We start from the raw sequence: 22,250 nt of genomic DNA, 5'->3' as shown, positions 1-22,250 counted from the left end.
CATTTTAAGTCACAAAATTATACTCACGCACTTGCTGAAAATCTAAGATTTTCTTGCGTCTTAAAAAAGATATATGAATTAAAAACTTTGCGCCTTTGCGTAAAAAACAATTAAAAATAATACAATGAAAATATATAGATATCCCATAAAAGACAGCTGGAAAGACTTAGTAAAACGTCCTGTTTTGGAACAGAAAGAAATCTCAGGACTTATCACAGACATTTTTGCAGAAGTTGAAAAAAACGGAGATAAAGCTTTAAGAGAATTCAATAAAAAATTTGATAAAGCAGACACTCAAAGCATTTCTGTGACCGAAGAAGAAATTGAAAACGCAGAAAAACAGATTAGTAATGAACTGAAACAGGCTATCCAACAGGCTAAAGAAAATATTTCTAAATTTCACGCTTCTCAAAAGCAGGAAATTCAGAAAGTTGAGACAGTGAAAGGAGTGGTTTGCTGGCGTGAAAATCGTGCAGTAGAAAAAGTAGGGATTTATATTCCGGGAGGAACAGCTCCGTTATTTTCTACCGTATTGATGCTTGCGGTTCCTGCCAATCTTGCAGGTTGTAAAGAGATTGTTCTTTGCACACCACCGGATAAAAACGGAAATATCAATCCCGCAATTTTGTATGCCGCAAAACTTTGCGGAGTTTCGAAAATCTTTAAAACAGGTGGGGCGCAGGCTGTTGCAGCGATGACTTTTGGGACAGAGACTATTCCTGCAGTTAATAAAATTTTTGGTCCTGGAAATCAGTTCGTGGTAGCGGCAAAAGAATATGCACAACGGTATGGAGTTGCCATTGATATGCCAGCCGGTCCGAGTGAAGTTCTTGTCATAGCTGATGAGCAGGCTGTTCCTGATTTTTGCGCTGCCGATCTTCTTTCACAGGCAGAACACGGCAGTGACAGTCAGGTGGTTTTTATCACTACAGATATTAAAGTATTTGAAGAGACGGTTAAGGCTATTGAACGTCAGATCATAGACTTGCCGAGAAATGAATTTGCGGCTCAGGCTTTGGAAAACAGCTCTTTTATTTTGATCAATACGCTGAAAGAGGCTCTTGAGTTCAGCAACCTTTATGCTCCTGAACACCTTATTTTGGCTATCGCTGATTTTGAAAAATACATTCCGCTGATTGAGAATGCAGGTTCGGTTTTTCTTGGAAACTACTCTTGCGAGAGCGCGGGCGACTACGCCAGTGGAACCAACCACACGCTTCCTACCAATGGTTATGCAAAAAACTACAGCGGAGTATCCCTGGATAGCTTTGTGAAGAAAATAACATTCCAGCAACTTTCAAAAGAAGGACTTCAGAATTTGGGAAAAACCATAGAACTCATGGCAGAAGCAGAAGGTTTGTTTGCTCACAAAAATGCAGTATCAATAAGATTAAAATGATAAATGTTGAAAAACGCATAACCATAAAACCATTTGAAAATAAAGGTCCTGGACTTAACGGTTTAAAATAGATTTAGATAAACAATACAATGAAAAATAACAGTATCAAACCACTCGTAAGAGAAAATATATTACAATTACAGCCATACATCAGTTTCAGGGATCACAATGAATTTAATGCTCCGGTAATGCTGGATGCGAATGAAAGCCCTTTTGGAGAATGCAATCGTTACCCTGATTCTACCCAGAAAAAGCTTAAAAGCAAGCTTGCAGGGATTAAAAAAGTTGCACCTTCACAGATTGCCATAGGAAACGGAAGTGATGAGCTGATAGATCTTATCATTAAAATTTTTTGCGAGCCTAAAAAAGATGCCATTCTGATGATGAATCCGTCCTTTGCAATGTACGGTTTCTATGCAGCCATCAATGAAAATAAAATTCTGAAACTGGATCTGGATGAAAACTTTGAAATCGTTAAAAATGATTTTTTAAAAACAGCAGAAGATCCTTCACTGAAAATTTTCTTTTTATGTTCTCCTAATAACCCTACCGGAAACAGTGTGGATGATATTGAATTTTATATTCAGAATTTCAGCGGAATTGTAGTGGTAGATGAAGCGTATATCGAATTCTCTGGTAAAAAATCAAGTCTTGAGTTGTTGGAAAAATATTCTAACCTGATTGTGCTGCAAACCTTCTCTAAAGCATGGGGAATTGCCGGAGCAAGAGTAGGTATGGCATATGCATCTGAAGAAATTATCAGTCTTATTAATACGGTAAAAGCACCTTATAATGTGAATGTTTTGAGCCAGGAATTGATTTTAAAGACTCTGGCGGAAGAAAACAGACTTCAGGAGAACGTAAGTCGTATTCTGGAAGAAAGAACATGGCTGAAACAGCAGTTTGAAGGAATTCAATGTATTTCCGAAGTCTTTTCAACAGATGCCAATTTCTTTCTGATCAGAATGGAAAATGTTGATAATGTCTATGCAAAAATGCTGGAAGAGGAAGTTTTAACCAGCAGAAGAGATCCGGCCATTCCGGGATGTATCAGGATTAATGTGGGAAACCGTGCCGAAAATGAAAAATTAATTAACCTTTTAAAAAGTATCTAACAATGAAAAAAGTACTCTTTATAGACCGCGATGGAACGTTAATTATTGAACCGCCTGCAGATTTTCAGGTTGATTCTCTGGAAAAGCTTGAGTTTTATCCGGGAGTTTTTCAAAATCTTGCAAAAATTGTCAATGAATTAGATTATGAATTGGTAATGGTCACCAATCAGGATGGATTGGGAACTGAGAGTTTCCCTGAAGACGACTTCATAAAACCTCATGAGAAAATGTTGCAGGCATTTGAAAATGAAGGGATAACTTTCAGTGATATTTTGATTGACAGAAGCTTTGAATCCCAAAATCTTCCCACCAGAAAACCCGGAATTGGAATGCTCGGAAAATATATTTATGGGAATTACGACCTTGAAAATTCCTATGTAATTGGTGATCGAAATACCGATGTTCAACTTGCTAAAAATCTAGGTACTAAAGCTATTTATCTTAACAAAAACTTAAATAGCGAAGCGGAGCTATCTACTTTAAAATGGTCGGAGATCTATCAGTTTTTAAAATCAGGAATGAGAAAGGCTAAAGTATCCAGAAAAACCAATGAAACAGATATAGAAATTACGGTCAATCTTGATGGAAACGGAAAATCAGATATTTCAACCGGGCTTCACTTTTTTGATCATATGCTGGACCAGATTGCCAGACACGGAAATATGGATCTTACGATTAAAGTGAACGGTGATCTTGCCGTAGATGAACACCACACGATAGAAGATACCGGAATTGTGCTGGGAGAAGCTATTTTAAAAGCCTTAGGAAAGAAAAAAGGTATTGAACGATATGGTTTCCTGCTTCCGATGGATGACTGTCTTTCTCAGGTGGCTATCGATTTCGGCGGAAGACCGTGGCTGGTATGGGATGCTCCGTTTAAAAGAGAAAAAATTGGAGACATGCCTACGGAAATGTTTTTTCACTTCTTTAAATCCTTCACCGATGCTTCAAAGTCCAATCTGAATATCAAAGCAGAAGGAGATAACGAACACCACAAAATTGAATCCATTTTTAAAGCATTTGCAAAAGCCGTTAAAATGGCAGTGAACCAATCGGATGCTAACTACAGTTTACCTTCTACAAAAGGAAGTTTATAAATATGATCGCTATAATAAAATACAACGGAGGAAATGTAAATTCCGTTCAGAATGCCCTCAACAGACTGAATGTTGATTCCGTGGTCACCGATGATCCCGAACAGATTTTAAAAGCTGACAAAGTGATCTTTCCGGGCGTGGGAGAAGCTTCATCAACCATGAAACTGCTGAAGGAAAAAGAGCTTGATCTGTTGATTCCTGGTCTTATACAGCCGGTTTTAGGAATATGTCTGGGAATGCAGCTGATGTGTAAAGGAAATGAAGAAGGAGATACCGAAGGAATGGGGATTTTTGATATCAATGTCAGAAAGTTTCCGGCAAAGGATATTGTTCCGCATATGGGCTGGAATACCGTTTCCGGGCAGACTTCGCCACTGTTTTCAGGAATAGAAAAGAGTGGTGATGTGTATTTTGTTCACAGCTATTATTGTGAACTGTCAGACTATACAACATCGGTTTGTGATTATATCCTGCCGTTCAGTGCTTCATTGCAGAAAGACAATTTCTATGCAGTACAGTTTCACCCGGAAAAATCGGGAATGGTAGGGAATCAGATCATTAAGAACTTTATAAATTTATAATGATGAAGATAATTCCGGCTATTGATATTATCGACGGTAAATGTGTTCGTTTATCAAAAGGAGATTACAATACAAAGAAAATATACAATGAAGACCCTGTAGAAGTGGCCAAAGAGTTTGAAAGTTTTGGTATTCAGTTTCTTCACCTGGTAGATCTTGACGGGGCAAAATCAAAGCATATCGTGAATCAGAAGGTTCTGGAAAATATTGCTCGTGCCACTTCGTTGCATATCGACTTTGGAGGAGGATTAAAGACTCAGGAGGATATTGAAACAGCCTTTAATTCCGGTGCAAAACAGATCACTTTAGGAAGTATTGCAGTGCAAAATCCTGAATTCTGCTATGAAATGATTCAAAAGTATGGTGAGAAAATTATTCTGGGAGCAGACTGTGATAACAGAAAGATTAAAACCTCGGGATGGCTCGAAGAAAGTGACAATGATATCATCGATTTCATCCTTCAGTATCAGGAAAAAGGAATACAGACCACTATTTGTACTGATATTGCAAAAGACGGTATGCTGGAAGGTCCTTCAACAGGTCTTTATATTGAAATTTTATATAAAACATCTGTTCAGCTGGTAGCAAGCGGCGGTATTTCAAGTATTGCTGATGTCTATAAGATGAAGGATGTCGGCTGTTCGGGAACAATCATTGGAAAAGCAATTTATGAAGGAAAAATAAGTTTACAACAACTTCAAAATTTTATTGAAAATGCTTAAGAAAAGAATTATTCCATGTCTGGATATCAAAGATGGAGCAACTGTAAAGGGAGTCAACTTTGAAGATCTTAAAAATGCAGGGGATCCTGTAGAACTTGCCAAAAAATATGAGCAGGAAGGAGCTGATGAGCTTGTTTTCCTGGATATTACGGCAACTATTGAAAACAGGAAGACTTTTGTAGAACTTGTAAAAGAAATTGCCAAAGAGCTCAGTATTCCGTTTACAGTGGGAGGCGGAATTTCGTCTGTGGAAGATGTGCGAAAGCTTTTGGAAGCCGGGGCAGACAAAATCAGTATCAATTCTTCCGCGGTTAAAAATCCGTCCCTTATCTCTGATCTGGCTAAAGAATTTGGGAGCCAGTGTATAGTGGTTGCTATTGATACAAGGCAAGTAGGCGATAAAGATCTGGTGCATATCAAAGGAGGAAGAGAAGCTACTGAACTTTCTACACTGGAATGGGCAAAACAAGCAGAATCCCTTGGAGCAGGAGAAATTCTGCTAACTTCAATGGATGGAGATGGTACAAAAAATGGCTTTGATCTTCGCATTACAAAACTGGTTTCAGATAGTATTACCATTCCCGTGATTGCTTCTGGGGGAGCTGGTGCTGTAGATCATTTTGTTAAAGTATTTAATGAAACAAAAGCTACAGGAGGATTGGCAGCCAGTATTTTCCACTTTAATGAAATAGGAATTCAGGATTTGAAACAACAGTTAAAAACTCAAAAAATTGAAGTACGATGAAAATAGATTTTAGTAAAGATAACGGGCTTGTTCCGGTAGTCATTCAGGATAACAGAACGCTGCAGGTTTTGATGCTGGGCTACATGAATGAGGAAGCTTTTGAGAAAACAAAAAAAGAAGGAATTGTTACTTTTTTCAGCCGTTCCAAAAACAGACTCTGGACAAAAGGTGAGGAATCGGGTAATTTTTTAACTGTAAAAAGTATTGATATCGACTGCGATCAGGACACCATTTTAATTAAAGCCGTTCCGAAAAATGTGGTTTGCCATACAGGCAGTTTTAGTTGTTTCGGGGAAAAGAGTACTAAAGGATTTCTGTATGAACTGGAAGAAAAAATATCTCAGAGAATAGATATGAAGGCTGAAGACTCATATACTTACTCATTATATCAGAGAGGAATCAATAAAATGGCTCAAAAAGTAGGCGAGGAAGCCGTAGAACTAGTTATAGAAGCAAAAGACAGTAATGATGATCTCTTTAAAAATGAAGCTGCAGATCTGTTGTATCACTTTTTAATTTTATTGAAAGCCAAAGGATTTTCAATGGAGGAGATTGAAGAGATTCTTAAAGGCAGAGATCAATAAAATTGACTCGCTTTTTGATTGTAAGACAAGAATTCTTTCGGTAAATGAAAAGCGTTATTTTAAGATCATAGAAAATAAACTTTCAGATATGATTGATGGGTTACAGAAAGCTAAGAATTTAATGGATAACGGGCAATATATGCCCGCTGTAGAAATTTTGCAGAATATCAGCAAGTTATCTACAAAATCTGAAAGCTACAGACTATTATTCATGTCAAACTGCTGGTATAAACTAGGAGAATATCAATGGGCTATTGATATTGAGGATAATTTATTACAAAGAGACAAGCACAATGAATTAGCATCTCAGATAAAATATCTGTCCTATTGTGGACTTAAAGATTTTGATAAAGCCTTAGAAGAAATTATACGGTTTTTGTCATTTAATGAAGCGGATGTATATAAAATAACTCTGGAAGAATTATTAGCAGATATCAAAAATGGTTTTATTAATGAACAAGCTATTATTTCTAAAATAAAAGGACTCGCATTAAAAAATAACTGTTTGAAATAAAAATATTTAAACACGCTCTTCTAAAACAAAACAGCAGGAATAGAATACCCCTGCTGTTTTTTTATTATCAATGAATTGATTTCTTATCTTTCAATCATAATATTCTTGACAAGGGTTTCTTCGCCCACTTTCAAAACTCCAACATAGACTCCGTTCTGAAGGGATGAAACATTAACCTTTCTTTCGTTATTGACTTTCAAAAGTGACCTTCCCAAAGAATTGCTGATTTCAAAGCTGAAATCCATTCCCTTAGAATCCGGTAAGTCAATATTAATCATATTATTGGCTGGATTAGGGTAGATCTTTACAGCTTCCAGTGAATTTTTTGAAGCGGGTTTGCTCATGGTAGTTGATGCTGCTGCAAAATGCTGTAAGGCACCCACGGTTGCTTTTCCGATCTTGTATACATAAACAGGATCCATATTGATGAAAGTATCCTTAGAGCTGTGAGGGTAAGTGCTTCTTATCCTTTCAAAAAACCCGGTAATCACTTCACCTTTCTGTTCGAAAGGAATATAATCCGTATCAGCTGCCGGATCTACGGCAGTCAGAAGAGGAGAGTAGAGTGCTGTACAATTTCTCAGTTGTTGTGTGACAGCTGCAGAAGCAGCATTGTTACTGGAAACACCTCCCTGGTCTTCATCACAATATACGGTTGTATTGTTATTTCCTTTCACTCCGCCTACCTGATCCAGATTGAAGACCAGTTTGATATCCAATTTGCGGACACCTCCCTGATATACTACGTTGTTCACATAATGGCTGCTTCCTTTTAATCCCTGTTCTTCACCTGAAAAATGGATGAACTTTATAGAATATTCAGTAGGAACGTTTTTCAGAATCCTTGCTGCTTCAAGAATAATAGACGTTCCGCTGCCGTTATCATTCACTCCAGGGCCATAAATGGTATCGAAATGCCCACATATAATGACATACTTGTTAGGATACAGCGTTCCTGTTTTGGTGATGATTAAATTTTTGGAACTGGTACTTCCAAAGGTAAAAGGACTTTCTTCTATCTGGCTCGCAGTATAGCCGTAAGAAAGATACTTGTTTTTAATCCAGTTCAGGGTATTCGTATTCGCTACTGAACCTGTGGTTTTTACGCCTAAATTACTGAATTCCTGGAGATTGTTGGTGATGTTGGTTTGTGTTACCAGGTCAGCTCTGTCTTTGTAAGCCTGAATAAAAGTTTGAGCCGCAACACTCTGCATCATCAATGCAGAGCATAAAAGTGTTGTGATTTTTTTCATATAAATAATATTATTTTGGTAACACGAATGTAGTAAATAAATCACAATAAAGTGTTTAATATTTTAAAATAAAAGAATATTTACTATGAATATCATATTGATTATTGCGAATGTTTTGTAAATACTGTAATGTGGATCTGGTATAAAAATAAAACCTTTGAAACTATTCAAAGGTTTTATTTACAAATAGAGGCTTGCATATTGTATTATCTTTCAATCATCACTTTTCTGACAACCTTTTGATCCCCAATTTTTAAAATTCCGATATAAGCTCCGTTTTCAAGTGAGGACGCGTTAATTTTGGTTTCATTGTTTCTCTTGAAAATAGAACGTCCTTGGAAATCAGTGATTTCAAAAGTGAAGTTTTTAACCCTGGAATCCGGAAGTTCAATATTGATGACATCTTTGGCAGGATTTGGATAGATTTTTACACTTTCCAGTGTGTTTTTTACAGCGGTTTCATGCGTTCCCAATGTTCCGGTAGCAACGGCGAAATGCTGCAGTGCTCCCACAGACGCTTTTCCTATCTTGTAAATGTATACAGGATCTGTATTGGCAAAAGTATCATTCACTGTATGCGGATAGGTGCTTCTTATTCTTTCAAAGAAACCTGTAATCACTTCGCCTTTCTGTTCAAAAGGGATGTAATCCGTATCAGCAGCGGGATCTACAGCAGTCAGAAGAGGAGAGTAGAGTGCTGTGCAGTTTCTCAGTTCCTGAGTTACAGCAGCCGAAGCTGCATTATTGGAAGAAAGTCCGCCTTGATCTTCATCACAGTAAACAGTATTGTTGTTATTTCCCATCACACCGCCTACCTGATCCAGATTAAAAACAAGTTTAATATCCAGGACACGAACACCACTTTGGTAAGCCACATTGTTGACATAATGCTTACTTCCCAGAAGTCCTTGCTCTTCCCCGGAAAAATGAATGAATTTTATAGAATATTCAGTCGGAACATCTTTCAGAATCCTTGCTGCTTCAAGAATAATAGAAGTTCCGCTTCCGTTATCATTGATTCCCAGGCCGGTAATACTGTCGAAATGTCCGCAAATGATTACGTATTTATTGGGGTATACAGTTCCTGTCTTGGTAATAACAAGGTTTTTAGAATTATAGCTCCCTGCTGTAAAAGGGTCTTCTACAATCTGGCTGGCTGTATATCCGTAAGAAAGATATTTGTTTTTGAGCCATGTCAGCGCATTGGCATTAGCTGCTGAGCCTGTAGTCTTTACACCTAAATTAGCAAATTCCTGAAGGTAAGTGGTAATATTGGTTTGGGTTACCATATCCGCCCTGTCTTGGTAAGCCTGTATAAAACTTTGGGCTCCAATACTTTGAAAAGCAACAGAAGCCAATAAAAAAGTAGTGATTTTCTTCATTCTATGAAAGTAATGCTGAATATTCCTAAATGTAAAACAGATTCAGAATATTCCACCTGACATTATTTATTAATGATTATTTTTTTGTAGTATTTCCTTTATCGGTTTTAATGGTAAAGGTGTAGACTCCGTTTGTTAATCCTGAAGTATTTATTTTGTCCTGGTTTTCAAGCGATAACACAGTATTTCCTGACATGTCGTTGACTTCAACTTTGAATTGTTTTACTTTTTCCTGAAATTCCACAGTCACAAGATCTTTAGCCGGATTAGGATAAAACCTGATGGTTTCTGTTGAGTGTTGTGCTGTATCTTTAGTGCTTAAAAGATTGCTGGTTGTAGAGGCAACGGCAAAGTGCTGTAAAGCTCCCACAGCTGCTTTTCCTACATTGAAGACATATACAGGATCCAGGTTGGCAAAAGTATCACTTACTGTATGTTCGTTTTCACTTCTCAGATATTCGTAGAACCCGGTAATGGTGTATCCTTTCGCCTCAAAAGGCATATAATCGGAGCTGTAAGCATACGAAAGATTCGTCTGAAGAGGAGAGTAAAGGGTAGTACAGTTCATCAGTTCCTGTGTTACAGCAGTAGAGGCTGCATTGTTGGAAGACACTCCACCAGTATCTCTTTCGCAGGTAATCGTATTGTTATTATTTCCAATAAGCCCACCTACCTGGTCAATATTTAAAACCAGTTTTATATCCAAAACCTGACTGCCATTCTGATAAGCTACATTATTTACATAATGGTTACTTCCCACAAGCCCCTGTTCTTCCCCGGAAAAATGAATAAACTTGATAGAGTATTCTGTTGGAACATTTTTCAATATTCTTGCTGCTTCAAGAATAATGGAAGTTCCGCTTCCGTTGTCACTTACTCCAGGGCCTACAATTGTATCATAATGCCCACAGATAATAACATATTTGTTAGGGTAGACTGTTCCCGTTTTGGTAATAATTAAATTTTTTGAAGTGTTGCTTCCGTAAGTAAAAGAATCTTCGGACATGTTAGTTGCTGTATATCCGTAGGACAGATATTTGTTTTTAAGCCAGTCAAAAGCATTGTTATTGGCTGTTGTGCCAGTTTTTTTAATTCCAAAACCTGCAAATTCCTGAAGGTTTGTACTAATATTGGTTTGGGTAACCATATCTGCTCTGTCCTTATAAGCTTGAATAAAACTTTGTGCACTTATATTCTGCAGTGCAATGGATGTGAGCAAAAAAGCTGCAACTTTTTTCATTTTTGATACTTTCTTTAGAGATTGCTAATATAGCAATAAATCATCATTTATTGTTAATTATTAACTGGAATAGTGTTAATTTGTTTGATTTATCAATAATAATTTAACTTTTTATTAAATTTATTATTGTGTTAGAGTAAAATTCGCTAAATAAATAAAATTTAGGTAAATTTTTCTTTGTTATTGAATGTGTTTAATGATAAATTCATCTTTTGTAAATTCTATCTCATAAAGTTTACTGTTGATATGGCAATTAGAATGGAATTTACCATATAAGAAATTGAAAAGTATATAACAAAAAAATCCCGGGAAAACCCGGGACTTATATTGATAACAAAATCTATTCTACATTATTTTACTTGATCTACAACAGCTTTGAAAGCTTCAGGGTGATTCATTGCTAAATCTGCTAAAACTTTTCTGTTAAGTTCGATGTTGTTCTTTTTAAGAGCTCCCATAAATTGAGAGTAAGACATTCCGTGCTCTCTAGTTCCCGCGTTGATACGAGTGATCCAAAGTGCTCTGAAATTTCTCTTTTTCTCTTTTCTACCACGGTAAGCATATTGCATTGCTTTTTCTACCGCGTTTTTAGCTACAGTCCAAACGTTCTTTCTTCTTCCGAAATAACCTTTAGCGTGCTTAAAATTTTCTTTCTGCGAGCTCTTGAAGCTACGGCATTTACTGATCTTGGCATAATTTAAATTGTTTTTTTGAAAAGGGCGGCAGTGTTATTGCTCTTATTTGCACCGTTTCAGGGTTAAAATTGTGAATTTGTTTGAATTCTTATAAACCGAATATAGATTTATAAAAACTACTTAATTGCTAATTGACGTTGAACGCTTTTCTCATCCACTTTAGCTACGTAAGAAGTAGACGTAAGATTTCTCTTCTGCTTAGTTTCTTTCTTAGTTAAGATGTGGCTTTTGTAAGCGTTTTTTCTTTTGATCTTACCTGTTCCGGTAAGAGCAAAACGTTTCTTAGCACCTGATTTCGTTTTTAATTTTGGCATTGTTTTGCTTTTTTATTGTTTTTGTTATCAATATCTGTTTTGGCTACTCCTAAAGACATTAGGAATAATAGTGTGCAAAATTACGAAAAAAAAGTGATCCGTGAAAGTTTTTTTAATCTACATCATAGAAAGCAGGATACCTTAAATTTTAAAGGCAAACCTGCATAACAACAGGTCTGCCTTATATTAATGATTTTTTTACCAGAATTGATATGGTATGTATAAAAATTAGGATTTAAAAAACTCCAGAAGATCTCTGTTAATGGTTTCAGCTTCTGTAGTTGGCATTCCGTGCGGGAATCCGGGATAGGAAATCAGTTTCCCGTTTTTAAGTAGAGTAGCAGCTACCTTGCCTGTGGTTTCAAAAGGTACAATCTGATCATCTTCACCGTGCATTACCAATACAGGAACATCTACACTTTTAAGATCCTCGGTGAAATCTGTCTCAGAGAATGCTTTCACACAGTCATAATGTGCTTTGATAGAACCATTCATACCTTGTCTCCACCAGTTTCTCTGGATTCCTTCTGAAACTTTGGCTCCTTCTCTGTTGTACCCATAAAAAGGGAAGGTAATATCGATGAAGAATTGCTGTCTGTGTTTTGCGGTATTGTTTCGGATATCATCAAAAACGGAAATAGGAACTCCATTCGGGTTATTCTCATTCTGAACCATAATAGGTGTCACTGCACTTACCAGAACGGCTTTTGCCACTCTTCCGTTACCATGCTTTGCTACATATCGGATTACTTCACCACCGCCTGTAGAATGTCCTACGTGGATTACATCCTTCAAATCCAAAGCTTTAACAATTTCTGCTACGTCAGATGCATAAGTATCCATATCATGTCCGTAAGGTGTCTGTTCAGATCTTCCGTGTCCTCTTCTGTCATGAGCAATTACTCTATAACCCTGTTCCAGAAAGAAGAACATTTGGGCATCCCAGTCATCACTCGATAATGGCCATCCGTGGTGAAAGAAAACCGGCTGTCCTTTCCCCCAATCTTTGTAATAAATTTCTGTTCCGTCTTTTAATGTAAGTGTGCTCATTGTTTCTTTTTTTAATATTAATAAATAGTGTGTTTGATTTTTTATATCACAAATTTAGATAGAAAATCTTTAGAATATCTTGATCTAAGATAATAATTGTTTAAAAATTTGTTAACAATAATAATGTATAGGTAATACTCTTTAAAGAGTAAATAGATTGAAAATGTTTTTGTTACAAAGAAAATACTCAAAAAAGTAAGGCAGCACAAAATATACCTGATAATCGGGATTGCAGTATTTGACGGTTCTCTCTAATATTGACGATGAATATGAAACATACAATTCAGGTAGGCTTGATCATTACTATTTTCAGTCAAACCTGCTGAACTTATTGTTAACCTGTAAATTTAAACTGTTATGCTTTCATCCGCAGACCTACACCTGGAAAGAGCTTTATTTTTTGCTGTCTTAATTATATTTTTTGGAGCAGGATTCCTGTGTACGCTGATTACTTTCATTATCAATTTTATACAAAAGAAAGATAAAAAAGTGGTGTATTACCTTCTTATATTTCTTATTTCCGGCCTTATCGGAGTAGTTTTAACTGCATTTTATTGTTACATGATCCTGTTTGAACAGGCCGAAACCTATAGGCCGTAAGAAGATGTGATGCATTATATTATGAAACAGACTAAACTAAAAACCACTGATATCAGGGATGTTTTTATACTGTCTCTATTTTTATCTTTGACCTAAAAATCTAATAAAGATAAAACGGTTAAAATCTCTCCCGGATAAACAATAATTTATAACTTTTATAGCTTTCTTTTTCACACCCGATTCAACGATAAATTCTTATTTCGAATAAACACTAAAAAACTATGGGTAAAAACACTAGCCAAATACAATGGAGTGAGGAAGAAGCTGTAAAAGTAATATTGATGCGTATCTTCGAATTATGCAGCTACTCTGGAGGTAACCTCAGGTAACAGGGAATGCTGTAATGCTTTCCGACATTATAAAATTTGACGAATGGCGCACCGGATTTATTTATACAACTACGATCAGAAAGCAAATCAGACATTCGATACCTATCTTGGCGAGTGGAACTATGAAATTCCATTATTGTTGTATCCTCTGCTCGCAGAAGACATCAAAGTGGAAGGCGTTGAATTTTTCTCAGATAAAAATCAGGGAATTGTTCAGTTGCGTTATTTTTTCAATCTGCTGGCAGATACTTTTCAGCTGCATTACAAGAAAGCTTATTACGAACCCGTTAATAAGATGTTCGAGTTTCTGGAAGCTTTACCTTACGACACTTTTGTATTGAATGCAACAGATGTTTTCAATATGAACGAAGAAGAACATATGGTACAGGCAAAGGAATGGCTGGTAGAAATTCAGCAAAAAAGCAAGCTGTATAAAAAGGCTGTTAAAGCCCGTAACCTTTCGCTGCTGGATCCCTTGTTTTCACAGACAGGATATTCCTCATTTCTTGAAATTTTACAAACCGACTGGGTTAATTACGGATTAGGATATTTTGAAGAGCTTGCCTATAAAAAAGCGGCATCTTCTGTATTTGAAGAGAACGGGAAGTTTGGCCTTAAAGATGCAAAAGGGGGTATTTTAGCTCCGGCAGTTTATGATGATATTTTTGAAGCCGATGATTACTACAATATATCGGTAATTCAAAAAGGTGCTTTTTTTGGTTACCTGCAAAGTGACGGAAAAGAATGGGTTTCTCCGGTATATGAAGATGCTTTTGACGTATTCGATTTTGGGCAGGAACCTTTAGGTGAAGTAAAGGTGAATGGCAAATCAGGGATTTTAAAAATCTATTCAAACACCTGGATGATTCCTGCGGAATACGATGCCATTGAAAGAGCAGCCTATGGATTTCTTTTGGTAGAAAAAGATGGAAAATTCGGAGTTTACAACGATGAAAACATACTGATTATCCCTATTGAAAGCGAAAATCCATATGAATATGATTATTTCCCTGAATTATTTTTCACCAGACAAAAAGGTACCGGAAAACGAAAATATTATACAAAAGAAGGAAACTATCTCGGAGACTTTTTAGAAGGCAGCATCTCAAAAGCAAGTACCTGTTTCTGGATCAAACCGAACAAATTTGACAAGAAGGGCAGATTGATTGATGAAAGAGGCCGCCTCATTATAGACGAAGCAGATCAGATGATCTTAATTGATAATTATGAAACTCTTGCTATTCGTAAAGACAAAAGCTGGAAGATCTATCATGCTTTAAAACATCAGTTTCTGCTGGAAAATGAATCTGTTAGTAAAATAAAAGCACAGTCCAATGCCGGATATAAAAATAATGTCTTTATCCTGGAAACCAATGCAGGATCAGGACTTTTTGATGCAGGTAATGGAAATTGGTTAATCACTCCCCAACCGGAAATTAAGCAGATTCACTATCTGGAAAATGGATTTTTATCGGTTCAAAAAAATGAAGGGTATCAATTGTTCGGTTTTGAGAATGGTCTGTCAGCCCAATTGTATGATTATATTTCCAATCCTTTGAATTACAGAACAGAAGAAGGTTTGTTGTTTCTGTATCAGGGTGAAAATATGTTGAGGATGCATGAAGACAAAAGCATTCACCGGGTAGAGGCTTCCGAATATGGTGCCGTTTATCTGGACCGGTATTCATTCCGGGGAAAAGATCTGGAATACTTTACTTCCTTTTATAACCGTTGGAAAAGCCAGACGGGTAAGAACGCCGAACAATTCATGGAGGTTGGAACGATTAAAAAAATGGCTTTTGACGAAAAGGAAAACCAGAATTACCACGAAGCACTTCGTCTTTTTGAGTTATCTGCCCAAAAGGGTGACATGGATAGCCTGGTAGAAATAGGATTACTGCTTACCGACCCTGAAATAGAATCATTATTTGATCCGCAAAGAGGCATTGCATATTACGAAAAAGCAGCACAACGAAACCACCCTGTAGCCTGGAACAATCTCGGGGCTTTGTACCACAACGGAATTGGGTATTCTTTTAATATCAAAAAAGCAATTGAGGCCTATGAAAAGAGTGCCGAGCTTGGTGACGAAATGGCTCTTGTCAACCTGGGTGATCTGTATTATTTTGGACAACACGTGAAGCAGGATTACAGTAAAGCTTTGGATTTTTATCAGAAAGCTGAGAAAAAATATACCTACAATTACGATAAAATCTCAGAAATCTATTACCAGTTAAGAGACTATAAAAACCTCTTGGTATACTTGAAGAAAGACTATGATCAATCTTATTCCGGGATTTATTACGGCATTATCTACGAACACGGTATGGGAGTAAAAACGGATCTGAAGAAAGCCATCAAGTATTATGAACAGGCCAATACTTACAGTGCCTACGAATATGCAACTCAACGTTTGATGTATTATTATGGTGAAGATCCGGTCTTTAAAAATGAAAAGAAATACCTGAAGTGGAGTGCTTTTGCTGAAAAGCATGGTTTCGAAACAGATTAACAGGGATTTACCTATATTTACGTTCCTTAATGGAATGCAATTTAATAAAGATAAGGGTTTGATGCACAGGTTATTACTTATATTTACTTTACTTATTTGTCCATTTTTTGTTCAGGCACAGGATGTTTTAAGCAAATTAGAAAGAGAATACAGCCATGCCTCAAACAATACGGCAGAACAGCTCAACCTGGCTCCCAGGTACGCTACAGCATTATTCTTTCATAATCTTAAGCCCAAATCTTACCAGATTTTAGATACTAATATTTCCCTTGCTGCAAAACAGGCGGATGGAAAGTATGCCACAATTTTATATGCGGTACAGGCCATGAATTACCGGCTGGATAATAAAACCGCGGAGTCTTCAAAAAGCCTTGATATGGCTAGGGCATACAGCTTAAAAACGAGTAGTAATGAAGCAAAGGGTTATGTACAATATGCAAAAGGCTGGATTCTGGTACGCAATAATAAAACGACCGATGCTGTCGCTGCTTACCTGAAAGCGATCGAATATTATGAAAACTCACCAACTACTTCCACACTATATGGAAGATTGGGTAATGCAGCCAAGGAATTATCTGCCATTTATTCTGACCTGAATGAATATCAGCTGGAAGAAAAATACAGCAAACAATTTCTATTGTTAGCTTCCAAGCAAAATGACCCCAATCTTATCTTTGATGCTTACATGCGGATGGGGTACGTATATGAACAAAAATATACACAGGAGCCATCCAATACAATGTTTCGAAATAAAACGGAACAGTATTATTTACAGGCTATTGCGACTTTTAATAAAAATAAAGATGCGATGCTTAGCAGAAACAGCCTCTCATATGCTGCCATCAATTTAGCTAATTTATATACTGGGTTTGACAGTGATAAAGCTATGCAATATGCACAGTTAGCCAATAAAGTGAGCCTGGAGATTGGTGATGCTATTCACATTGCTTCTTCCTTTGGAATTCTGGCAGAATTGGCATTGCAGGATAAAAATTATGATTTAGCCAAATCTTATTTTCTGAAAGCCTCCATGGAAATTGGGAAAAGCCCGGTAAGAAATCATATGATAGAATTGTCTATCCTTGAATCTCTATCCAGAATTAGTGAAGAGCAGGGTAATTATAAAGAAGCACTGACTTATTATAAAAGCTATGTTGATCAATACAAGAGCATTTACGATCAGGAAAAACTGGATATCACCAAAAGATTAGAATCCCAGTTTGATAAAGAGCGACAGGAGCAAAAGTACATCAAGCTACAGCTCGAAAGCGACAAGAAAGCACAGGAAATCAAACTTATTAATATTTTGCGTGCACAGCGTGAACAGGTTTATAACAACCTAAAATTGGTAGAAGAAAACCAGCGTGAAAGACTGAAATTCTCAGAACTTGAATCCGAGAAAAAAGAACAGCAGCTTCGTTTGGCAAAATTGGAAACCCAACAGAAGAATAACGATATTAATACCTTTAAAAAGCTTCTGGCGTTCAAGGAAAAGATCAATACGTACTACATTTTTTTATTATCTTTTTCATTATTTTGATCCTCTTGTTGCTGTATGCCTATAAACAGCGTGCCAGGTCTATTAAACGAAGAGACGAATTGCATGCTTTAGCCATGGAACAGGAAAAACAAAACTCGAAAATATCTACCCTTACTGCATTGCTTGAAGGGCAGGAGCAGGAGCGTGGCCGTCTCGCCCGTGATCTCCATGACGGATTGGGAGGTTTGCTGTCCGGAACTAAGCATCAACTTTCTTATTTAAATCCTCATCAATCCGAAAATATTGAAGAAGGAATTTCAAAATCAATTGAACAGATCGATGGTGCTGTAGAAGAACTGAGAAGGGTGGCACATAATCTAATGCCTGATTTATTAACAAAATACGGTTTGGAAGTGGCTATTCAGGAGTTTGCTTCACGAATTTCCAATCATGCTCTGGAAATCCATACAGAGTTTATCAATTACAGCAATTCCATATCGAAGGAAAAGCAATTGATCATTTACAGGATTATTCAGGAACTGGTCAACAATGCGATAAAGCATGCCGAGACTTCTGAAATTATCATTCAGGTAAGCGAAGAAGAAAACCTATTAAATCTTACGGTAGAGGATAACGGTAAAGGTTTCGATCATACTAATTTAGACGTTAGAAAAACAGCAGGTTTTCACAATATAGAATTAAGAGTCCAGTTTTTAAAAGGAACCATGAATATCACCTCCGAATTAAATATTGGCACCAGTATAGAACTTCAAATCCCTATTCATTAAACATGATAAAAGTAGCCATAACAGACGATCATCCGCTTCTATTGGAAGGTCTGAAAAATATTTTAGGCAACAATGAAACAATAGATGTCGTAGATTGTTTCAAAAGTGTCTCCGAAATGAATGCAGGCCTTGCAAAACAGGCGGTTGACATTCTGCTGCTCGACATTAATCTGGAAGATACCAACAGCATTGAACTCATCAAACCTTTAAAGAAAAAGTACAGCAGCCTTCAGATTATTATCCTTAGTGTTCATAACGAACTGCCCGTCATCAACAGTACTCTTGCTGAAGGGGCTTTGGGATATATTCAAAAAAATGCTTCAGTTTCCGAAATTATCGAAGGAATTAATGCTGTATATAGCGGTAACAGGTTTTTATGCTCTCAAACCAAAGCTGTTCTGGAGAAAAAATCAACAGACGGATTAAGTCAGGTTCCGAAACTGACACGAAGAGAAAAAGAAATTCTGGGTGAAGCAGCAAAAGGGCTTACTACCAATCAAATGGCGGAAAAGCTTTTTATAAGTCCGCACACGGTAGAAAGCCACCGCAAAAATCTTATCGAAAAATTTCAGACCTCCAACCTGAGTTCAGCTATAAAATTAGCTATAGAATACGGCTTGATTATCGAATAAAATAATCATCCCGAAAAAAGGCTGCTCACATCATGTAAGCAGCCTTTTTCTTATATAATCAAATAATTTGGGTGTGTACGGTTAATCTTTAAATTTCAACGCAGCCTGAAACAGATTCTTTTTGTCTACTAAATCGTATTCGTCATTGTAAACCGGCTGGTACATCAGGATGAAAACGCTGCCGTCAAAATCTTTTAAACTGATGGGCTGATCTACCATGATATCATAAAATCTTGTAATCGTACGGGTAGCAGTCCATTGCTTTGCATTGCCTTTTGGGTTTTTATCAAATCTGTGATCTTTTGCATCTGTATAATACCAGTATGAAGGCGCGGAATCCATCAGAAACATTTCTTTATCCTTGTTATAGAGCTCTTCGGCCATACCTGTATTCTGGAACCATGGAACTTCAGTATTCAAAACGCCCAAAGCTCCTGCATAGATGTCTTTATTTGTTGTGGCACCCACTAAAAATCCTTCCAGATTGGAAGACGTGATTTCAAATAAAAAAGGAGATTTTTTCAGTTCATAAACATCATTCACGGGGTCAATTACTTTTCCATCCTGTTTAATAACGACTTTTAACGATTGTGCAAAAGTCATAAAACTTAATAAACAAAAAAGAAGGGTCAAACTTAATTTTTTCATTGTATCTCTTTAAATAATTGCAGCAAAGATATTAGACTTTATTTCCCTGTGCACTCGCTGATTTCAGGGGTTTTTATTTCATCAAATTAAAGCAGGTCAGTCTTCAGCTGGATTTTTATATAAGCCGTTTTATGTTTTTTACCATTAGCCGAAGCAGAGTTAAGAGGGTAGACTTCTGCATAGAAAGTGTCATTATCGGTCCAGAAAGCCTTTTTATCATCTGCTATTTTAAAGTTGGTGAAATTCACATATAAAAGGTTGTCCTGTTTCTTAGTTTGAGGAAAGTATTTAGAAATAACAAAATTACTCCCCACATCATGATTGGATGAAATGAAGGTAACCCAGCCTTTAGTTGGAAGGATTTGCGGATAACCTTCTGTACTCAGTTCAAACATAACTGCATTTTTTAAACTGTAAAAAGAATAGTAGGAATCTGCAGCTTCATCAGAATTTTCTTTGAATACTTCCAGGTTTAAATAGGGTGACCTTCCTACATATTCATTGGCAAGCGGTCCGGTCTCGGTAGAGATACTTTCATGTTGTGTAATGACGTCTTCTCTGCCGTTTTCTTTGTAAACCCAGTTATCTGCCTGCAGTTGTATATTGGGATTTTTTACCAGCTTTTCACCAATTTGTTTTTTTGAACTGGCTTTAAATTCCTGTTCAGAAATCTCCACGATGGTCCCGAACTTCTTAAAAGATTTATTCTTAGAATCACTAGATTCTCTAAAAGTGCTGCTTCTGATCTCATAAAGGTCAACCCCTTTTAACGTAAGTTCGTATGCCGGTGTGAATTCCGACTTCAGGACAAACGCTTCAATACTGTTCGAAATGTTATTATTAATGCTGTAATGAATAGAATAGAAGTCCTCAAACTCTTCAAATCCATAATAATTATCGAGTTTATTATAAGGCATTTTCAAATAGGGAGCATCTGTATTCGGCGCGGTAAAAAACTGTACAGAATCCAGTTTAGTAAATAATTGAAACGGTACCTCCTGAACATTGTCCACGCCTTGTATTTTTTTGAAATCGGCAAATGTTACCGTTTTCTGCTTTACTTCAGTTTTTACATTATGTGTTTCTGATGTTTTATCCTTTTGGTTACATCCTGCAAGAATCACCATGGATGATATAAAGAATTGATTGATGACTTTCATTTTTATATTTTTGCGCAAATGTATCAGTATTCAGACCAGCAGCCAATAAAACCACCTGATATAGGGAATAAATGGCCGAAAACAGGGATATTTTGAACGATGGATTTTGGAGAATTTTACAAAATGAAAACCTCAATATTGTAATTTACTTTATAAAAATGAAAAACTTAATAATCAGCCTTTCAATGGTGACTGCTTTATTGGCATCCTGTTCACCTTCTTCAGACAAAAAAACAGAAACAAATACATCTCCGGATACTCAAAAAGAAGTGGCATCATCTCAACCGGAACCAGTGAAGAATGATCCGGAACCAGTAGAAATTCCAGCTGATTTTTCAACATTGGTTCCTATTGACGTATTGAATAGTAAAAGCCCCAATGTGCCTGATAAATATGGTATAGAATTCTCCGGGAACTGTTACTCATGCGATTTGGCCAGTCTTTCTATAACGAAGAAGCAGATCAGATGGACCAACGTCTGTGATGAAAAAGACACTTTTGAAATTGATGATTTTTCATACACTACTGAAGAAAACAAAACGATCTTTAAAACACCGGAAAGAACCTATATTTTAACTCAAATAGATAAAGCACCCGTTTACGAACTTGTGATAGAAGGCAAAAAACTGGAGTTAAAGAACAAAAGAATATCAAAATATTTTACCACCAAAAAAGCTTTGCCACTTTTCACAGAACATGACTGTGGAGATTTTGAGGGATAAGCCGTAGAGCAGCCCGGGACAGTCTTGTCTTAAAATATAAGCATAAAAAAACCTCAAAGTAATTTGAGGTTTCTTTATATAAAATAATGACTTAATTATTTTGCTGGTTTTTTAGGACTCATCATCATAATCATCCTTTTTCCTTCAAGTTTAGGAAGCTGGTCTACTTTACCCACATGCTCAAGTTCCTGAGCAAGTTTTAAAAGCAAAATTTCTCCCTGGTCCTTAAAGATAATCGAACGTCCTTTAAAAAATACGTAGGTTTTTAATTTAGAACCTTCTTCAAGGAATTTTTCAGCATGCTTCTTTTTGAATTCGTAATCGTGATCATCAGTCTGAGGTCCGAAACGGATCTCTTTTACAACCACTTTTACCTGCTTGGCTTTAAGTTCCTTCTGTTTTTTCTTTTGCTCGTATAAGAATTTCTTGTATTCCAATACTCTTGCAATAAATGGTTCTGCCTTGTCAGAAATTACTACTAAATCCAATTCCTGTTCCGCAGCAATTTGTCTTGCTTTGTCAATTGGATAAATTCCTGGCTCTACGTTATCGCCCACTAAACGAAGCTCTCTCACACGAATTTTATCGTTGATCAAGTGAGCGTCCTCTTGTACCGGACGTCTCTGTGGGCCCCTGTTGTTAAATCTTTGTGCTATTGTATTATAATTTTATTGGTTAATTACTTAAT

General features: G+C 36.6%; 22 protein-coding genes and 1 pseudogene. 14 read left to right on the top strand and 9 right to left on the bottom strand.

From position 1 onward, the window contains the following. Positions 1 to 124 precede the first annotated feature (124 nt). The 8 genes from hisD (at position 125) to KBP46_RS03660 (ending at position 6,757) form a co-directional block, all read left to right on the top strand. Positions 125 to 1,399 carry a histidinol dehydrogenase gene (gene hisD / locus KBP46_RS03695; RefSeq protein ID WP_216444658.1) on the top strand — a complete coding sequence of 425 codons (1,275 nt, stop codon included), beginning with the start codon at positions 125 to 127 and terminating at the stop codon, positions 1,397 to 1,399. A gap of 89 nt (positions 1,400 to 1,488) precedes the next feature. Further along, entirely contained in the window at positions 1,489 to 2,514 is a 1,026-nt protein-coding gene (gene hisC / locus KBP46_RS03690; RefSeq protein WP_216444657.1) for a histidinol-phosphate transaminase, read from the top strand. Between the two features lie 2 nt (positions 2,515 to 2,516). Further along, a complete protein-coding gene (gene hisB / locus KBP46_RS03685; RefSeq protein ID WP_216444656.1) occupies positions 2,517 to 3,611 on the top strand; it encodes a bifunctional histidinol-phosphatase/imidazoleglycerol-phosphate dehydratase HisB in 1,095 nt (364 codons plus the stop codon). Between the two features lie 2 nt (positions 3,612 to 3,613). Next, on the top strand, positions 3,614 to 4,192 hold the full coding sequence (hisH, locus tag KBP46_RS03680; protein ID WP_123278261.1) for an imidazole glycerol phosphate synthase subunit HisH: 579 nt from the start codon (positions 3,614 to 3,616) through the stop codon (positions 4,190 to 4,192). Between the two features lie 2 nt (positions 4,193 to 4,194). Further along, a complete protein-coding gene (hisA, locus tag KBP46_RS03675; RefSeq protein ID WP_062669771.1) occupies positions 4,195 to 4,914 on the top strand; it encodes a 1-(5-phosphoribosyl)-5-[(5-phosphoribosylamino)methylideneamino]imidazole-4-carboxamide isomerase in 720 nt (239 codons plus the stop codon). Beyond that, complete coding sequence (hisF, locus tag KBP46_RS03670; protein ID WP_216444655.1) at positions 4,907 to 5,659, top strand: imidazole glycerol phosphate synthase subunit HisF; 753 nt, start codon at positions 4,907 to 4,909, stop codon at positions 5,657 to 5,659. Before hisA ends, hisF begins: the two co-directional genes overlap by 8 nt. Then, complete coding sequence (gene hisIE, locus KBP46_RS03665; RefSeq protein ID WP_216444654.1) at positions 5,656 to 6,243, top strand: bifunctional phosphoribosyl-AMP cyclohydrolase/phosphoribosyl-ATP diphosphatase HisIE; 588 nt, start codon at positions 5,656 to 5,658, stop codon at positions 6,241 to 6,243. The genes hisF and hisIE overlap by 4 nt, the downstream gene beginning before the upstream one ends. Next, positions 6,212 to 6,757 (top strand): lipopolysaccharide assembly protein LapB, encoded by a 546-nt coding sequence (locus KBP46_RS03660; protein WP_216444653.1) that lies wholly within the window; start codon positions 6,212 to 6,214, stop codon positions 6,755 to 6,757. Before hisIE ends, KBP46_RS03660 begins: the two co-directional genes overlap by 32 nt. Positions 6,758 to 6,840: 83 nt before the next feature. On the opposite strand, the gene KBP46_RS03655 is transcribed toward KBP46_RS03660, so the two are convergent. From KBP46_RS03655 to KBP46_RS03630, 6 genes and pseudogenes are all read right to left on the bottom strand, one after another. Then, on the bottom strand, positions 6,841 to 8,010 hold the full coding sequence (locus KBP46_RS03655) for a M20/M25/M40 family metallo-hydrolase (protein WP_216444652.1): 1,170 nt from the start codon (positions 8,008 to 8,010) through the stop codon (positions 6,841 to 6,843). Between the two features lie 206 nt (positions 8,011 to 8,216). Beyond that, complete coding sequence (locus KBP46_RS03650) at positions 8,217 to 9,392, bottom strand: M28 family peptidase (RefSeq protein ID WP_216444651.1); 1,176 nt, start codon at positions 9,390 to 9,392, stop codon at positions 8,217 to 8,219. Positions 9,393 to 9,468: 76 nt separating this feature from the next. Continuing rightward, on the bottom strand, positions 9,469 to 10,632 hold the full coding sequence (locus KBP46_RS03645) for a M28 family peptidase (RefSeq protein ID WP_216444650.1): 1,164 nt from the start codon (positions 10,630 to 10,632) through the stop codon (positions 9,469 to 9,471). 350 nt (positions 10,633 to 10,982) lie between these two features. Beyond that, a pseudogene (gene rplT, locus KBP46_RS03640) lies at positions 10,983 to 11,326 on the bottom strand (50S ribosomal protein L20). Positions 11,327 to 11,443: 117 nt separating this feature from the next. Beyond that, positions 11,444 to 11,641: a 50S ribosomal protein L35 gene (gene rpmI, locus KBP46_RS03635; RefSeq protein WP_034694453.1), complete on the bottom strand. Its 198-nt coding sequence runs from the start codon at positions 11,639 to 11,641 to the stop codon at positions 11,444 to 11,446. Between the two features lie 228 nt (positions 11,642 to 11,869). Continuing rightward, positions 11,870 to 12,691 (bottom strand): alpha/beta fold hydrolase, encoded by an 822-nt coding sequence (locus KBP46_RS03630; RefSeq protein WP_062669756.1) that lies wholly within the window; start codon positions 12,689 to 12,691, stop codon positions 11,870 to 11,872. A 357-nt stretch (positions 12,692 to 13,048) separates the two neighbouring features. On the opposite strand from KBP46_RS03630, the gene KBP46_RS03625 reads away from it, so the two are divergent. From KBP46_RS03625 to KBP46_RS03610, 5 genes are all read left to right on the top strand, one after another. Beyond that, positions 13,049 to 13,291, top strand: a complete 243-nt coding sequence (locus KBP46_RS03625; protein ID WP_062669754.1) for a hypothetical protein — start codon at positions 13,049 to 13,051, stop codon at positions 13,289 to 13,291. 372 nt (positions 13,292 to 13,663) lie between these two features. After that, positions 13,664 to 16,132 carry a tetratricopeptide repeat protein gene (locus KBP46_RS03620; protein ID WP_216444649.1) on the top strand — a complete coding sequence of 823 codons (2,469 nt, stop codon included), beginning with the start codon at positions 13,664 to 13,666 and terminating at the stop codon, positions 16,130 to 16,132. A gap of 61 nt (positions 16,133 to 16,193) precedes the next feature. Then, positions 16,194 to 17,672 (top strand): lipopolysaccharide assembly protein LapB, encoded by a 1,479-nt coding sequence (locus tag KBP46_RS03615; protein ID WP_253297186.1) that lies wholly within the window; start codon positions 16,194 to 16,196, stop codon positions 17,670 to 17,672. Beyond that, complete coding sequence (locus KBP46_RS23465; RefSeq protein WP_253297185.1) at positions 17,669 to 18,400, top strand: sensor histidine kinase; 732 nt, start codon at positions 17,669 to 17,671, stop codon at positions 18,398 to 18,400. The genes KBP46_RS03615 and KBP46_RS23465 overlap by 4 nt, the downstream gene beginning before the upstream one ends. A gap of 2 nt (positions 18,401 to 18,402) precedes the next feature. Continuing rightward, a complete protein-coding gene (locus KBP46_RS03610; protein WP_123278253.1) occupies positions 18,403 to 19,032 on the top strand; it encodes a response regulator transcription factor in 630 nt (209 codons plus the stop codon). Positions 19,033 to 19,113: 81 nt separating this feature from the next. Here the strand turns inward: KBP46_RS03610 and KBP46_RS03605 are convergent, their stop codons facing one another. Together KBP46_RS03605 and KBP46_RS03600 are read right to left on the bottom strand one after the other, a co-directional pair. Further along, positions 19,114 to 19,680, bottom strand: coding sequence for a hypothetical protein (locus KBP46_RS03605; protein ID WP_062669748.1), 567 nt, complete (start codon positions 19,678 to 19,680; stop codon positions 19,114 to 19,116). Positions 19,681 to 19,766: 86 nt separating this feature from the next. Further along, the gene (locus KBP46_RS03600; protein ID WP_216444648.1) at positions 19,767 to 20,840 is read right to left on the bottom strand and encodes a resolvase; all 1,074 of its coding nucleotides are present in this window, start codon (positions 20,838 to 20,840) and stop codon (positions 19,767 to 19,769) included. A gap of 158 nt (positions 20,841 to 20,998) precedes the next feature. Between KBP46_RS03600 and KBP46_RS03595 the strand changes: the two genes are divergently transcribed. Beyond that, entirely contained in the window at positions 20,999 to 21,562 is a 564-nt protein-coding gene (locus KBP46_RS03595; protein ID WP_216444647.1) for a hypothetical protein, read from the top strand. A 95-nt stretch (positions 21,563 to 21,657) separates the two neighbouring features. Here the strand turns inward: KBP46_RS03595 and infC are convergent, their stop codons facing one another. After that, the gene (gene infC / locus KBP46_RS03590; RefSeq protein WP_027372223.1) at positions 21,658 to 22,158 is read right to left on the bottom strand and encodes a translation initiation factor IF-3; all 501 of its coding nucleotides are present in this window, start codon (positions 22,156 to 22,158) and stop codon (positions 21,658 to 21,660) included. Positions 22,159 to 22,250 lie beyond the last annotated feature (92 nt).

It is taken from the genome of Chryseobacterium sp. PCH239 (assembly GCF_018924625.1).
Lineage (GTDB): Bacteria > Bacteroidota > Bacteroidia > Flavobacteriales > Weeksellaceae > Chryseobacterium > Chryseobacterium cucumeris.
This window is presented reverse-complemented; position numbering and strand designations above follow the sequence as displayed.

Bases quoted from the DNA above. Each gene is read 5' to 3' on its own strand.
- hisD (WP_216444658.1), top strand. From the start codon at position 125: ATGAAAATATATAGATATCCCATAAAAGACAGCTGGAAAGACTTAGTA.
- KBP46_RS03600 (WP_216444648.1), bottom strand. From the start codon at position 20,840: ATGAAAGTCATCAATCAATTCTTTATATCATCCATGGTGATTCTTGCA.
- KBP46_RS03595 (WP_216444647.1), top strand. From the start codon at position 20,999: ATGAAAAACTTAATAATCAGCCTTTCAATGGTGACTGCTTTATTGGCA.
- rpmI (WP_034694453.1), bottom strand. From the start codon at position 11,641: ATGCCAAAATTAAAAACGAAATCAGGTGCTAAGAAACGTTTTGCTCTT.
- KBP46_RS03610 (WP_123278253.1), top strand. From the start codon at position 18,403: ATGATAAAAGTAGCCATAACAGACGATCATCCGCTTCTATTGGAAGGT.
- KBP46_RS03650 (WP_216444651.1), bottom strand. From the start codon at position 9,392: ATGAAGAAAATCACTACTTTTTTATTGGCTTCTGTTGCTTTTCAAAGT.
- KBP46_RS03615 (WP_253297186.1), top strand. From the start codon at position 16,194: ATGCACAGGTTATTACTTATATTTACTTTACTTATTTGTCCATTTTTT.
- KBP46_RS03655 (WP_216444652.1), bottom strand. From the start codon at position 8,010: ATGAAAAAAATCACAACACTTTTATGCTCTGCATTGATGATGCAGAGT.
- hisA (WP_062669771.1), top strand. From the start codon at position 4,195: ATGAAGATAATTCCGGCTATTGATATTATCGACGGTAAATGTGTTCGT.
- KBP46_RS03645 (WP_216444650.1), bottom strand. From the start codon at position 10,632: ATGAAAAAAGTTGCAGCTTTTTTGCTCACATCCATTGCACTGCAGAAT.
- hisIE (WP_216444654.1), top strand. From the start codon at position 5,656: ATGAAAATAGATTTTAGTAAAGATAACGGGCTTGTTCCGGTAGTCATT.
- KBP46_RS03620 (WP_216444649.1), top strand. From the start codon at position 13,664: ATGGCGCACCGGATTTATTTATACAACTACGATCAGAAAGCAAATCAG.
- KBP46_RS03605 (WP_062669748.1), bottom strand. From the start codon at position 19,680: ATGAAAAAATTAAGTTTGACCCTTCTTTTTTGTTTATTAAGTTTTATG.
- KBP46_RS03630 (WP_062669756.1), bottom strand. From the start codon at position 12,691: ATGAGCACACTTACATTAAAAGACGGAACAGAAATTTATTACAAAGAT.
- hisF (WP_216444655.1), top strand. From the start codon at position 4,907: ATGCTTAAGAAAAGAATTATTCCATGTCTGGATATCAAAGATGGAGCA.
- KBP46_RS03625 (WP_062669754.1), top strand. From the start codon at position 13,049: ATGCTTTCATCCGCAGACCTACACCTGGAAAGAGCTTTATTTTTTGCT.
- hisC (WP_216444657.1), top strand. From the start codon at position 1,489: ATGAAAAATAACAGTATCAAACCACTCGTAAGAGAAAATATATTACAA.
- hisH (WP_123278261.1), top strand. From the start codon at position 3,614: ATGATCGCTATAATAAAATACAACGGAGGAAATGTAAATTCCGTTCAG.
- hisB (WP_216444656.1), top strand. From the start codon at position 2,517: ATGAAAAAAGTACTCTTTATAGACCGCGATGGAACGTTAATTATTGAA.